This is a genomic window from Mycobacterium sp. 1081908.1, from assembly GCF_001673535.1.
GTDB lineage: Bacteria > Actinomycetota > Actinomycetes > Mycobacteriales > Mycobacteriaceae > Mycobacterium.
The window spans coordinates 18487-32478 of the sequence record NZ_LZLY01000101.1; the positions used below are offsets into that span (position 1 = coordinate 18487).

Genomic DNA, 13992 nt, shown 5'->3' on the forward strand with positions numbered 1-13992 from the left:
CCGAGCTCAGGTGAGCGGATCGGCGATCGTTGACTCCGCCAGTTGCGACAACCCCTCCCGCACGTGGCGCGCCCACATCGTGCCGATGCCGTCGACCGATTGCAGGTCGTTGGCGCTGGCCGCCAGCAGGCCCTGCAGCGTCCCGAAGGTCCGGACCAACAGGTCCGCGTGGGCGAACTGCAGCCGCGGGATGCCGGCCATCGCGCGGTAGCCGCGCGGGCTCAGCGCCGAGTCCTGCGCCTCGGTTGTCGTCGGATACCCGAAAACCTTTGCCAGCGAGGTGAAGTCGAGCAGTTCGGTATCCGACAGCGCGTCCAGTTCGTCCAGGGTTGCGGTCATCTGCGCTTCGGACAACGGCTCGGGGCTGGCGTGGTAGTCGCGCACGATCAGCTCGCGGGCAAGGTCGTTGCCGCCCAACAGCTCCTCGAGCTGCAGCCGCAGCTGCCGACCGTCAGTGCCGAGCTCGACGCAGTCGTAGTCGATCACCAGGCCGATGCGCCGGACCAGCTCGAGCCGCTGCACCACCGTCATCACGTCGCGCAGGGTGACGAAGTCCTCGATCTCCATCCGGGACAGCTGCCTGCTGACCTCGTCGAGCCGGGTCTTGTACCGCTCCAGCGTCGCGATGGCCTGGTTGGCCCGCGACAGGATGGTCGCGGAATCGGCCACCACGTGGCGCTCGCCGTCGACGTAGACGGTGACGATGTTCATCGAGTGGCTGACCGAGATCACCGGGTAGCCGGTCTGGATCGCGGCCCGCTCCGCCGAACGGTGCCGGGTTCCCGATTCGTCGGTCGGTATCGACGGATCCGGAACGAGCTGCACGTTGGCCCGGACGATGCGGCTGCCGTCGGTGGACAGCACGACGGCGCCGTCCATCTTGGACAGCTCGCGCAGCCGCGTCGGCGCGTACCGGACGTCGAGGGCGAAGCCGCCGTCGCAGATGGCCTCGACGTTGTCGTCGTTGCCCAGCACGATCAGCGCCCCGGTGCGGCCGCGCAGGATGCGCTCCAGGCCGTCCCGCAGCCCGGTGCCCGGTGCCAGGCGGGCGACGGTCTCACGCAGTGTCGGACGGGTCACAGCGTGTCATTCTGCGGCCCCACTGCGTTATGCGTCCAGCCATTACCACGCTCGGCGATGGCTTTCATGTGTCGCAGCGCCGCGTCGATGGTCGGCGCGCGCAGCGCTCGCATCCCGCCCGGCACTATCTCGCGGCGGGGATCGTCGCCGTCCGGGATGAGCGCGATGCTGAATCCCTGACGCATCGCCTCACCCAGCCGTCGTTCCATGCCGCTGACCCGCCGCAGGTCGCCCGCCAGCCCCACCTCACCGATCATGACCGCCGTCGTCGGCAACGGCAGATCGGAGTACGCCGAGGCCAGCGCCATCGCCACGGCGAGATCCGAGGAGGGATCGGTCAACCGCATGCCGCCCACGGTGGACAGGTAGATGTCGTTCATGGCGACGGCCAGCCTGCCGTGCTTCTCCAGCACGGCGGTGATCATCGCGGCCCGGGAGTGGTCGATCCCGCTGACGGCTCGGCGCGGCGAGCCGCCCCCCGGCGTCGCCAGCAGCGCCTGCACCTCGCCGATCAGCGGTCGCTTGCCGTCCAGCGTCACGGTGATCGCGGTGCCGGGGACCGGCGCCGGCCGCTGATCCAGGAAGAGGTGCGACGGGTCGGAGACGCCCTCGATCCCGTTGTCGTGCAGCGTGAAGCACCCGACCTCGTCGGCCGCGCCGAACCGGTTCTTGATGCCGCGGACCATCCGCAGCGTGCCGTTGCGGTCGCCCTCGAAGTGCAGCACCACGTCGACGAGGTGTTCCAGGGAGCGCGGTCCGGCGATGGCGCCGTCCTTGGTGACGTGGCCGACCAGGATCATCGCGACGCCGTTGGCCTTGGCGGCCGCGGTGAGCGCGGCGGTGACCGCGCGCACCTGCGTGACGCCGCCGGGGACGCCGTCGGCCTCGGTGGTGGACATGGTCTGCACCGAGTCCACGATCACCAGCGCGGGCCGGACCGTGGCGATGTGTTCGAGCACCGTGTGCACGTCGGATTCGGCGGCGAGGTAGACCTCGTCGCCGCCGCAGTCGATCCGGTCGGCGCGCAGCCGGATCTGGCCGGCGGACTCCTCGCCGGAGATGTACAGGGCGCGGCGGCCCGTCTGGGCCCAGCGGTGCGCGACCTTGAGCAACAGCGTCGACTTGCCCACGCCGGGATCGCCGGCCAGCAGCGTGACCGAGCCGGGGACCACGCCGCCCCCGAGCACGCGGTCGAGTTCCCCTATGCCCGTCGTGCGGTGTTGGCTGGCGGTCGGCTCGATGGAGCTGATCGGGACGGCCCGCGACGCCGTCGCGGCGGGACGGCGGCCGCGTCCGCCCACCGCGGCGAGCGCGGGCACCTCGTCAACCGTGCCCCAGGTGCCGCATTCCAGGCACCGCCCCACCCATTTGGCGGTGACGTGTTGGCATTCCGAGCAGCGGAATTGCGAGCGCGCATTTGCCACGCCACGACCGTATCCGGCGGGTACGACAAAACCCGGCGTGACAGGCCGGTCAGGCGGGCTGCGTGCTCAGCCCCGCCGAAATCGGGACCAGCAAGGTGGCCTGGCCGGCCTTCTCGAAGTTGAAGGTGAAGCTGTAGGTCAGGCCGTTGCTGATGGGCTTGGCCAGCGCCACCGTTGCCTTGACCGCGTTGTTGGCCTCGATCGGCCCCGGCGCCACCTTCGGGCCGTCGGGCGTGCCGATGAACAGCATCCCGCCCGCGGGCAGCCGGCCGTCGCCGCCGATCGTCACCGCGCCGACGTCACTGGTGATGCTGATCAGCCGGTCCGGGACGTCGGGCGACTGGTTGACGGCCACCGCCACCAGGTCCACCGTCTTCCCCGGCCGCAGGAAGTCGCCGGTTTGCACGGCCTGCATGCGGACGTCGCGAAGCGCCACGTTGTTGATCGTGACCTTGTTGCCGTTGACCGCCGGTTCCTGGGTGGCCATCTGGGAGATCTGACCGGCTCCGCAACCGCTGAGCAAGGCGGCGACCAGGGCGACCAGACCGACGACGGCGAAGCGGTTCACTCAATGCCTCCTGCTCGGCTGACCCACCATGTCAGTGGTTCGACTATGCAACTATGCACAGTAGTAGGAAGCTCTTCGCGGCGGTAGCGCAGGGCACCGGACCAGCGCGGCAGGGCACACCAGGGGTGGCTGCTGGGGCCCGATCGGGACCGGCGTAGTGTGACCCCTTGCACGTCCCGCTCCGCCTGTCAACCCCTAATCCGCCCGTGTTGTGCCCCTGACCTGCACCGTTGTTCCGCACGCCTAGGGCCGCCGTGCTAGCATGAAGTAACGAAAGGGGCTCGAATCAGATGATCTTCAAGGTCGGCGACACCGTTGTCTATCCACATCACGGTGCTGCGTTAGTCGAGGCGATCGAAACCCGGACCATCAAAGGGGAGCAAAAAGAGTATCTCGTCTTGAAAGTCGCGCAGGGAGACCTGACCGTTCGAGTACCCGCCGAAAACGCCGAGTACGTCGGCGTTCGCGATGTAGTTGGCCAGGAGGGCCTCGACAAGGTTTTCCAGGTTTTGCGCGCTCCCCACACCGAAGAGCCCACGAACTGGTCCCGCCGCTACAAGGCCAACCTGGAAAAGCTCGCCTCCGGCGATGTCAACAAGGTGGCCGAGGTGGTGCGCGACCTGTGGCGCCGCGACCAGGAGCGGGGTCTGTCCGCGGGCGAGAAGCGCATGCTGGCCAAGGCCCGCCAGATTCTGGTCGGTGAGCTGGCGCTGGCCGAGAGCACCGACGACGCCAAGGCGGAAACCATCCTCGACGAGGTTCTGGCCGCCGCTTCCTGAAGGCCCTGACGCTCTGGTGGCCGAGAAAACCGGCGTCCCGGGCAAAGTAGTTGCAGTTGTTCCGGCCGCGGGGTCGGGCGAGCGGCTGGCCGTCGGCATCCCGAAAGCGTTCTGTGAACTCGGCGGCCGCACCATGCTGGAATGCGCCGTCGCCGGGCTGCTCGATTCCGGCGCCGTCGACCATGTCGTGGTGGCCGTGCCCGCCGACCGCATCGACCAGGCCGGTCGGCTCCTCGGCGACCGTGCCACCGTCGTCGCCGGCGGTGCCGACCGCACCGAATCGGTGCGCCTGGCGCTGGCGGCCCTGCCCTCGTCTCCAGAGTTCGTGCTCGTGCACGACGCCGCCCGCGCGCTGACGCCGCCCGGGCTGATCCTGCGGGTGGTCGACGCGTTGCGGTCCGGCCGCCCGGCCGTCGTGCCCGCGCTGCCGCTGTCTGACACCATCAAGGCCGTGGATGCCAACGGGGTGGTCCTGGGCACGCCTGAGCGGGCCGGGCTGCGCGCCGTGCAGACGCCGCAGGGCTTCGCCACCGATCTGCTGCTGCGCGCCTACGAGCGCGCGGGGACCGCCGCTTTCACCGACGATGCGTCGCTGGTCGAACACGTCGGCGGCCAGGTGCAGGTGGTCGACGGCGACCCGCTCGCCTTCAAGATCACCACCCGGCTGGATCTGTTGCTGGCCGAGACGGTGGTGCGGCGGTGACCGACCTGCCGCGGGTCGGCGTGGGCACCGACGTCCACCCGATCGAGCCGGGGCGGCCGTGCTGGCTGCTGGGGCTGCTTTTCCCGGGCGACGACGGCTGCGCCGGCCACTCCGACGGCGACGTGGGGGCGCACGCGCTGTGCGATGCGCTGTTGTCGGCGACCGGGCTGGGCGACGTCGGGGCGGTCTTCGGGGTCGACGATCCGCGGTGGGCGGGCGCCAGCGGCGCCGACATGCTCCGCCACGTGGTCGCCCTGGTGGCGCGGCAGGGCTATCGGGTCGGCAACGCCGCCGTGCAGGTGATCGGCAACCGGCCGAAGGTCGGCCCGCGCCGCGCCGAGGCGCAGGAGGTGCTGTCCGGGTTGGTTGGCGCGCCGGTGTCGGTGTCGGCGACGACGACCGACGGGCTGGGCCTGACCGGGCGCGGCGAGGGGTTGGCCGCCATCGCGACCGCGCTCGTGGTGCGCAACCGCGTGGGTGTCCTGTAGGCCGCACGCCCCAATTGGGCAGGTAAGCTGGCACGTCGTGACCGATCGCGCCCAATTGCGGCTACACGACACGGCGGCCGGTGCCGTGCGTGATTTCGTTCCGCTGCGCGACGGGCACGTCTCCATCTACCTCTGCGGGGCCACGGTTCAGGGCCAGCCGCACATCGGTCACGTCCGCAGCGGGGTGGCCTTCGACATCCTGCGCCGCTGGCTGATCGCGCGGGGCTACGACGTCGCGTTCATCCGCAACGTGACCGACATCGAGGACAAGATCCTGGCCAAGGCCGCCGCGGCGGGCCGGCCGTGGTGGGAGTGGGCGGCCACCTACGAGCGGGCCTTCTCCGCCGCTTATGACGCCCTGGACGTCATGCCGCCCTCGGCGGAGCCACGCGCCACCGGGCACATCACCCAGATGGTCGAATTAATGGAACGCCTGATCGAAACCGGCCACGCCTATGCGGCCGACGGCGACGTGTACTTCGACGTGCTCAGCTACCCGGACTACGGCGCGCTGTCCGGACACCGGGTCGACGACGTGCATCAGGGCGAGGGCGTGGCGACCGGCAAGCGCGACCAGCGCGACTTCACCCTGTGGAAGGGCGAGAAGCCCGGTGAGCCGTCGTGGCCGTCGCCGTGGGGCCGCGGGCGGCCCGGCTGGCACCTGGAATGCTCGGCGATGGCCCGCACCTACCTCGGGCCGGAATTCGACATCCACTGCGGCGGGATGGACCTGATCTTCCCGCACCACGAGAACGAGATCGCGCAGAGCCGCGCCGCCGGGGACGGCTTCGCCCGCTACTGGCTGCACAACGGCTGGGTGACCATGGGCGGCGAGAAGATGAGCAAGTCGCTGGGCAACGTGCTGGCCATACCGGCGATGCTGCAGCGTGTGCGCCCGGCCGAACTGCGCTACTACCTGGGCAGCGCGCACTACCGGTCGATGCTGGAATTCTCCGAAACCGCCCTGCGGGACGCGGTGAAAGCCTATGTGGGAGTGGAGGAGTTCCTGCATCGGGTCCGCAGCCGGGTCGGCGCCGTCGAGCCGGGCGAGTGGACGCCGAAGTTCGCCGCGGCGCTCGACGACGACCTGGCGGTCCCGGTCGCGCTGGCCGAGATCCATCACGCCCGCGCCGAAGGCAACCGGGCTCTGGAGTCCGGCGACCACGAGGGCGCGCTCAAACACGCCGGCGCGATCCGCGCGATGATGGGCATCCTGGGCTGCGACCCCCTCGACGAACGCTGGGAGACCCGCGACGAGACGTCGGCCGCCCTGGCCGCCGTCGACGTGCTGGTGCAGGCCGAGATCGAAAACCGGGAAAAGGCGCGCCAGCAACGCAATTGGGCCCTCGCCGACGAGATCCGGGACCGGCTCAAGAACGCCGGCATCGAGGTCACCGACACCGCCGACGGCCCGCAGTGGACGTTGGGCGGTGACGTCAAGTAGATGGCCGGCAACTCGCGGCGCCGCGGGGCGGTACGCAAATCCGGCACCAAGAAGGGCCCCACCGTCGGCTCGGGCGGCCAGCGCCGCCGCGGGCTGGAGGGCCGCGGTCCCACCCCGCCGGCGCACCTGCGCCCCAACCATCCCGCCGCCAGGCGCACCCAGTCCCAGCCGCGCCGGGCCGCCAAACGCACCGACGAAACGGAAACGGTGCTGGGCCGCAACCCGGTACTAGAGTGCCTGCGCGCCGGCGTCCCCGCGACCGCGCTCTACGTCGCGCTGGGCACCGAGGCCGACGAGCGGCTCACCGAATCCGTCTCCCGCGCGGCCGATCTGGGCATCGCGATCCTCGAGGTGCCGCGCACCGACCTGGACCGGATGACCACGAACCACCTGCACCAGGGCATCGCGCTGCAGGTGCCGCCGTACAACTACGCCCACCCCGACGACCTGCTCGTGGCCGCTCGTGAGACCCCGCCCGCGCTGCTGGTCGCGCTGGACAACATCTCCGATCCCCGCAACCTCGGCGCCATCGTCCGTTCCGTGGCCGCCTTTGGCGGCCACGGTGTGCTGATTCCGCAGCGGCGGTCCGCCTCGGTGACGGCGGTGGCCTGGCGCACCAGCGCCGGGGCCGCGGCGCGCCTGCGGGTGGCGCGGGCCCCGAATCTCACCCGGGCGCTGACGAATTGGGCCGCCGGCGGTTTGCGTGTCATCGGGCTGGACGCCGACGGCGACACCGCCCTCGACGACCTCGACGGCACCGACCCGCTGGTGGTGGTCGTCGGCTCGGAGGGCAAGGGCCTGTCGCGGCTGGTGCGGCAGACCTGTGACGAGGTGGTCTCGATCCCGATGGCGGGCCGGACCGAATCGCTGAACGCCTCGGTCGCCGCCGGGGTGGTGTTGGCCGAAATCGCGCGCCAGCGCAGGGGCTAACCTCTTTGGCCGAACAGACGCAAAAGCCCCCGACACGCCGACGATTTGGGAGCTTTTGCGTCTGCTCGCTGGTCATCCTGGCGGCGCTCCTCGCGCCGCCGGCCGCCGCGCAACCGTCCGCGTTCGATTTGCAGGCGCACCGCGGCGGGCGCGGCGAGACCACCGAGGAGTCGCTGCGGGCGTTTGCCAAGTCGCTCGAACTCGGTGTCAGCACACTGGAACTCGACATCGTCCTGTCCAAGGACCACCAGCCGCTGGTGTGGCACGACCCGACGATCCAGGCGGACAAGTGCGCCGACACCGGCCCGGCGTTCGCCGGCGACCCGGCCTACCCCTACGTCGGGAAGCTGGTGCACGAGCTCACCCTGGTGCAGATCCGCACGCTCGATTGCGGCAAGCGGCTGCCCGATTTCCCCGACGCCGAGGCGGTGCGGGGCAACAAGATCGCGACCCTGCCGGAGGTCTTCGCGCTCGCCGACTCGTACCGGGCCACTGTGCGCTACAACGTCGAAACCAAGGTCGAGGCCGACCGCCCGGGCTCGTCGGCCGAACCGCAGGAATTCGTCGACGTGATACTGGCGGTCGTCAGGGCGGCCGGCAAGCTCGACCGCGTCGAAATCCAGAGCTTCGACTGGCGAAGCCTGCCCATGGTGCACCGGGTCGAGCCGTCAATTCCGTTGGTGGCCTTGTACGACGAGCAGACCTGGGCGCCGGCTTCGCCGTGGCTGAACGGAATCGACGCCGCCGTCGTCGGCGACCCGGCGATCGGGGCGCTGATGGTGGGTGCCAACGCCGTCTCGCCCCAGTACCAGCTGATCACCGGCAAGCCCTATGTCGATCGCGCGCATTCCTTGGGGCTCAAGGTCATCCCGTGGACGGTCAACGAAGCCGACGCCATGACCCAGCAGATCGAGTACGGCGTCGACGGCATCATCACCGACTATCCGACGGTGGCGCGCGGCGTCATGGCGCAGCTCGGCATGACCCTGCCTCCGGCCTACCGCCGGGGCTAGCGTGGCACGCTGTCGGCCAAGACGTCGCCCGCGGCGTCGAGCCTTTCGGTGCCGTGCCGGCGCGCGCGGGCGGCGCGCCACATCATCCCCGGGCGCAGCAACCGCGTCGCGGGGTCGACCAGCGACGTGACCCTGATGAACTGATCCAGGGCGACCGTGTCGGATTCCGCCGCGGTGAGAATGCGATCCAGGTATCCGTTCAGCAGTCGCGCGGCCAGCGGCTGGCTGCCCTCCACCTCGGGCAGGGCAAGGTCGGGGTTGGTCGACAGTTGCCAGGCCTGGCGGATCGGCACCGCCGCCGCGCGGAAGAAGCGCCACGCCAAACCCTCTGTGCCGCTTGATAAACAGTCACGCAGCGCCAGCGCCTCGAGCGCCGCCACGGTCATGCCTTGGCCGTAAACCGGATTGAAGCTGCACACCGCGTCGCCGGTGACCAGCAGGCCCTCGGGGAAGCGGCGCAGTTTGTCGTAGCGGCGCCATTGGCTGCACGGCATCTTGTGTCGCGCCGGCTCGCCGATTGGTTCGGCGCGTCTCACCGCGTCGAGCAGGTGCGCGGGTGCGCAGTCGTCGACGAAGTCGCACATGGCCGCCAAGCCGCCGCCCGGCTCCTGACCGGCGATACCGATCACGGTGAACATCCATGTGTCGTTCTCACAGTGCAGCAGGCCGACCCCTCGCGGCGTGCCCGGCACGATCCCGACAAGGAAGCCCAATTCGCGCGGCGCGTCCGCCGCCATGCGCAGCAGCTGGCTCGCGTAGGTCAAATGCACCACCACACGATCCTCGGCCGGGCGGTCGTATCCCAGGCCTTCCAGCCACCCCGGGGTGTGGGCGGCGCGGCCCGTCGCGTCGACCACCAAATCCGCCTTCAGCACGGCGCATTCGCCGGTCCGACGGCTGACCACCCGCGCGCCCGTGACGCGCCGGTGGTCGGGCGTCACGGTCAGCCCGACGATGTTGTGCTCGTCCCGCAGGATCACGTTGGGGATGTCGCGCACCCGCCTGCGGACGTGGCCCTCCACGAAGGGCCGGGTCGCGCAGTAGGCCGCAAACGAGGTGGCGGTGCCGCTGCGCGCCAACAGGTGCCCGCCCACGCTGTAGTGGAGCCGCGACAGATCGCGCCCGTCGAAGTACTGCGCGCCGTCGAGGACCAACTCGTCGAGCAGGCCAGGGAAGAATTCCTCGATCACCTGGGCGCCGCGGGCCAGCAGGGCGTGCAGGTGCCGGCCCTGCGGCACGCCCCGGCGGACGTCGTCGGTGTCGGGCAGCGGGTCGCGCTCCACCACCGTCACCGTGTCGAAGAAATCGGCGAGCGACCGCGCGGCCAGCAGACCGGCCATGCTCGCTCCCAACACCACCGCGTGACTGCCGATCTTGATCATGCTTACCGCCTTCGCCGAGCCGCCAGCTGACGAAACCGATGCTCACAGCAAACCGTGGGCGCCGATAGCGTAGTCGGCTACGCAACTTGGTCGCCGGCATTGCCCGGCCGGCACCGAAACGCGGGTGAATGGCCTGTTAGCCGCGGATACAACGGGTTATAGTCGCCGAGTGATCAGCGGCAAACCGCTGACCGGGCGCGACGGCGAACTCGCGATCGTCCGTCGCGCGCTGGGCGGGGCTGGCAACCACTCCGGCGTGGTGATCGCCGGAGCGGCCGGTGTGGGCAAAACCTGGCTGGCCCGCGAAGCGCTGCGCCGCGCGGAGGCGTCGGGCGAGCGCACGCAATGGATCGTCGGCACCGAATCCGCGCGTGCGCTGCCGCTGGGGGCGTTCATCGGCTTGCTGGGCGACGCGATGTCGGATCCGCTGGCCAACGTGCGTCGCGTGATCAATTCGTTTGTCGCACAACAGCGACGCGGTCGCGTCGTGGTGGGGGTCGACGACGCGCACCTGCTGGACGGCCTGTCCGCGATCGTCGTTCACGAACTGGCGCAGTCGGGCGGGGTGCGGCTGGTGATCACCATCCGCACCGGCAGCGAGGAACCGGATGCGGTGACGGCGTTGTGGAAGGAGGGGATGCTGGCCCGCCTGGATCTCGAACCGCTTTCCGCCGCGGCCACGCGCGAGGTCATCGAAAGCACACTGGGCGGTCCCATCGACGCGCGCTGCGCGGCCCGGTTCCGAAAGTTGACCGGCGGAAACACGCTGTTCCTCCGCCAGTTGCTTGCCGATCAGGTCGCGGCGGGACAGATGCGGGAAGTCGCCGGGGTGTGGATGTGGGACGGGGACGTCGCGGTGTCGGCGAGCCTGTCCGACACGGTGGGCCGCCAGCTGGGTCGGTTGAGCCCGAAGCTGGCGCTGGTGGTCGACATGCTGTCGCAGTGCGAGCCGCTCGCCGTCGATGTGCTGTGTGACTTGGTGCCCCGCCGCGACCTCGCGGTCGCCGAAAGCATGGGCCTGGTAAGCGTCGAACGCACCGCCGGCGGGTTGATGGCCCGGCTGGCGCATCCGCTGTTCGGCGAGCTTCGCCGCGCGAGTGCAGGCGAGATGTATTTGTCGTCGATCCGGGGCAAGCTTGCCAGCCGGCTGGCAAAAGATGCCGACGCCGACATGCAGGCCACCGTTCGCCGCGCACTGCTGCGCCTCGAATCGGATCTCGACCCCGAGCCCGAGCTGTATCTGGAGTCGGCGCGCCACGCCATGACGCTGCTCGATCTGGACCTGGCCGACCGGTTCGCGACCGCCGCCGCGCGGGCGGGGGCACCGGGGGCGGCCGGGGTCCGGGCGATGAACCTGGTGCTGCTCGGACGCGGTGAGCAGGCCGAGGCGGCGCTGCGTGAATTGGTCGACGGCCCCGATGGTCACCGCTGGGCCACGATCCGGGCGATCAACCTGATGTGGATCCTCGGCGAACCCGCCGAAGCGTCGGCCATTCTCGATGGGCTTGCCGCGGGCCCGGAGACCGAGTCCCAGGTGGCCGAGCGCCTGGCGGTACAGGCTTGCCAGGACGCGATATTGGCGCGCTGCGAGTCCGCGGCCGAGCAGGCGCGTGCTGCCCTGGCTTTCGGCGGCCTGCCCGATCTACACGCCCTGCTGGCCTCGCTCGCGTTGATCATGGCGATGGGCGCACGCGGTGAGGTCGACGACCTCGCCGCCGTCGCCGAGCAGGCGCTGCGGCGCGCGAACACGTCGTTTCAGGCGTCGCAGTTGCGATTCTGGTTCGGCGCCGTGTACGGCCGGGCCTGCCGCCTGACCGGACGCATCGACGAATTCATCCGTACGGCAAAGCAATTGGCCGATTCGGCCCGCGACGTTCCCGGCCTGGCCTACGCGAACCTGGCCCTGCTGCTCGGCAACGCCGACCTGGCTCGCGGCGCCGTCACCGACGCGGTCCGGTTGTTGCACGAAGCGGTTGCGGGGGTGCAAATGCACGCCGTCAGAACGGGATTGCGCGCGGCGAGCTACTTCGCGCTGGCCGAGGCGCACGCCAAGCTCGGTCAGGCCGGCGAGGCCAACGACGCGGTGGCCGGCGCGCGCTCGGCTGTGCCGGCCGACTACTTGTTCATGCACACTGGCTTGTCGCTGGCCGCCGGCTGGGCGATGGCGGCGAGCGGCCGCCTGGGCGAGGCCGTGGCCGGCGCGCAGGAGGCGGCGCAACTCGCCCGCGACCGCGGCCAGCCCACCCACGAGTTGGCGTGCATACAGGCCGCGGCGCAGTGGGGCGACGCGTCCGGGGCCGCCCGCGCCGCGGAGCTGGCCGAGGCGCTGTCGCTGCCGCTGGCCGACGCGGTTGCATTGCATGCGAAGGCCCTACTCGGCGGGAACGGCGACGGCCTGCTGGCGGCCTCGGGGGCCTACCGCGGAATCGGCGATAAGGCCGCGGCCGCCGACGCGGCGGCGCAGGCCTCCGTCGCGTTCGCCGCGGGCCAGCAGCACAAGCGCGCGCTCTATGCCGCGGCGGTGGCCAGGGAACTGGCCGACGAATGCGGCGGTCTTTGCACGCCGGCCCTGCGCACGCCGGAGGGCCTCAAGTTGTCGGGTCGCCAGCGCGATGTCGTCGAACTCGTCGTCGCCGGTCTGTCCAACCGCCAGATCGCCGAGAAGCTGGTGATGTCGGTGCGCACCGTGGAGGGCCACATCTACCGGGCCTGCCAGCGGGTGGGCGCCCAATCACGTGAGGAGCTCGCCACGATCGTGCGATCGGGACCGGCCGGCACGTAGGCCCGCGAGCAGACACAAAATCGCACGAATTAGCCGCACTCTGTGCGATTTTGCGTCTGCTCGCGCCAAACTATGCGCCCAACAGCCGCACTGACGCCCACAGCGCGACCACCGCGACCACCAAAGCCGCGGGCACCGTGCACAGGCCGAGGCGGGTGTACTCGCCGACGCCGGCATCAACGTCGTGCCGGCGAAGCACGCGGCGCCACAACAGGTTCGACAGCGAGCCCACGTAGGTCAGGTTGGGGCCGATGTTCACCCCGATCAGCACCGCCAGAATCGCCACCGGACCGCCGGGCGCGACCAGCGGGAGCAGTACCAGCGTGGCCGGCAGGTTGTTGACGACGTTGGCGAGCACGGCGGCTATCGCGGCGATCACGAGCAGCGCCGGCAGTCCCGAACCGGACGGCAGCACGGCGGACATGGCCCTGTCCATGCCGTTGAGCATGACCGCCCGCACCACGACGCCCAGCGCCAGCACGAACACCAGGAACGAGACGTGCGCCGAGCGCGCGATATCGGCCACGGAGGTGTGTCCATGGCTCAGGCTGCGCACCGCGAGCACCGCGGCGCCGGCGAGCGCCACCCACGCCGGGGCGACCCCGACGGACTGTCCGACCGCGAACCCGGCGAGGGTCAGCCCCACGACCACCAACACGAACACCGGTGGCCGCTGCGCCGGGCCGAGTTCCTCGGCGTCGGGCTGGACGCGTAGGTCGCCGGCGAAGAACCAACGAAAGATCGCGTAGATCACCGCCACCGCGCCCAGCCACGGCAGCGCCATCAGCACGGTGAACCTGGTGAACGAGACGTTGGCGGTGTGAAAGGCGAGCAGGTTGGTCAGATTCGACACCGGCAGCAGCAGGGAGGCGCCGTTGGCGAGGTGAGCGGTGGCATAGGCGTAGGGCCGCGGCGGGGTGCGCAGGCGGCGGACCGCGGCCAGGACCACCGGGGTCAGCAGCACCACCGCGGCGTCCAGGCTCAGCACGGCGGTGATCAGTGAGGCGACGACGAACACCCGCCGCAACAGGCCGCCCGACGAGACCCGCCCCCGCGAGATCGCGGCGCCCGCCGCTTCGAACAGCCCCTCGTCGTCGCACAGCTTGGCCAGCACCAGGACCGCGCCCAGGAAGGCGACCACTCCCGACAGGCCGGCCACCTCCTGGGCGGCCTGACGCACCGAGATCGCGCCGACCGCGATGACGACGAGCGCCGCCGGAACCGCCGCCACCGCCTCCGGCCAGCCCCTCGGCCGGGCAACCGCGAACACGAGCACGGCAGCGAGCAGCAACAGGCCGAAGGCCAGGGCCATGGCTCAGGTCGCTCCTAACAGCCAGTGTGGCGACAACAAAACGCGATCGCGGATCAGGCGACGGATATTACCTGCCGTAGCGCAATT

The 13992-nt window shown here is 70.5% G+C and carries 12 protein-coding genes; 7 read left to right on the forward strand and 5 right to left on the reverse strand.

Annotated features, from left to right (window positions below):
• Positions 1 to 6: 6 nt before the first annotated feature.
• Genes disA through A5655_RS15635 form a run of 3 tightly spaced genes read right to left on the reverse strand, consistent with a single transcriptional unit; the run spans position 7 to position 3072 of the window.
• Entirely contained in the window at positions 7 to 1080 is a 1074-nt protein-coding gene (gene disA, locus A5655_RS15625; RefSeq protein WP_067011390.1) for a DNA integrity scanning diadenylate cyclase DisA, read from the reverse strand.
• Entirely contained in the window at positions 1077 to 2504 is a 1428-nt protein-coding gene (gene radA, locus A5655_RS15630) for a DNA repair protein RadA (RefSeq protein ID WP_067011391.1), read from the reverse strand. Before radA ends, disA begins: the two co-directional genes overlap by 4 nt.
• A gap of 49 nt (positions 2505 to 2553) precedes the next feature.
• Positions 2554 to 3072, reverse strand: a complete 519-nt coding sequence (locus A5655_RS15635; protein ID WP_067011392.1) for a hypothetical protein — start codon at positions 3070 to 3072, stop codon at positions 2554 to 2556.
• A 290-nt stretch (positions 3073 to 3362) separates the two neighbouring features.
• Here A5655_RS15635 and carD point away from each other — a divergent pair, with 290 nt between their 5' ends.
• The 6 genes from carD (at position 3363) to A5655_RS15665 (ending at position 8429) form a co-directional block, all read left to right on the forward strand.
• Complete coding sequence (gene carD / locus A5655_RS15640; protein ID WP_003419482.1) at positions 3363 to 3851, forward strand: RNA polymerase-binding transcription factor CarD; 489 nt, start codon at positions 3363 to 3365, stop codon at positions 3849 to 3851.
• Positions 3852 to 3867: 16 nt separating this feature from the next.
• Positions 3868 to 4554 carry a 2-C-methyl-D-erythritol 4-phosphate cytidylyltransferase gene (gene ispD, locus A5655_RS15645; RefSeq protein ID WP_067011393.1) on the forward strand — a complete coding sequence of 229 codons (687 nt, stop codon included), beginning with the start codon at positions 3868 to 3870 and terminating at the stop codon, positions 4552 to 4554.
• Positions 4551 to 5042: a 2-C-methyl-D-erythritol 2,4-cyclodiphosphate synthase gene (ispF, locus tag A5655_RS15650; protein WP_067011394.1), complete on the forward strand. Its 492-nt coding sequence runs from the start codon at positions 4551 to 4553 to the stop codon at positions 5040 to 5042. The genes ispD and ispF overlap by 4 nt, the downstream gene beginning before the upstream one ends.
• Positions 5043 to 5079: 37 nt before the next feature.
• Positions 5080 to 6486 (forward strand): cysteine--tRNA ligase, encoded by a 1407-nt coding sequence (gene cysS / locus A5655_RS15655; protein ID WP_067011395.1) that lies wholly within the window; start codon positions 5080 to 5082, stop codon positions 6484 to 6486.
• Complete coding sequence (rlmB, locus tag A5655_RS15660; protein WP_067011396.1) at positions 6487 to 7416, forward strand: 23S rRNA (guanosine(2251)-2'-O)-methyltransferase RlmB; 930 nt, start codon at positions 6487 to 6489, stop codon at positions 7414 to 7416. It begins immediately after the preceding gene.
• A gap of 68 nt (positions 7417 to 7484) precedes the next feature.
• Entirely contained in the window at positions 7485 to 8429 is a 945-nt protein-coding gene (locus A5655_RS15665) for a glycerophosphodiester phosphodiesterase (protein WP_369807221.1), read from the forward strand.
• Here the strand turns inward: A5655_RS15665 and A5655_RS15670 are convergent.
• A complete protein-coding gene (locus tag A5655_RS15670) occupies positions 8426 to 9811 on the reverse strand; it encodes an NAD(P)/FAD-dependent oxidoreductase (RefSeq protein ID WP_067011397.1) in 1386 nt (461 codons plus the stop codon). The genes A5655_RS15665 and A5655_RS15670 overlap by 4 nt on opposite strands.
• Before the next feature lie 169 nt (positions 9812 to 9980).
• Here A5655_RS15670 and A5655_RS15675 point away from each other — a divergent pair, with 169 nt between their 5' ends.
• Positions 9981 to 12593: a LuxR family transcriptional regulator gene (locus A5655_RS15675; protein WP_067011398.1), complete on the forward strand. Its 2613-nt coding sequence runs from the start codon at positions 9981 to 9983 to the stop codon at positions 12591 to 12593.
• Between the two features lie 70 nt (positions 12594 to 12663).
• Here the strand turns inward: A5655_RS15675 and A5655_RS15680 are convergent, their stop codons facing one another.
• Positions 12664 to 13905 (reverse strand): SLC13 family permease, encoded by a 1242-nt coding sequence (locus A5655_RS15680; RefSeq protein WP_067011399.1) that lies wholly within the window; start codon positions 13903 to 13905, stop codon positions 12664 to 12666.
• Between the last annotated feature and the right edge of the window lie 87 nt (positions 13906 to 13992).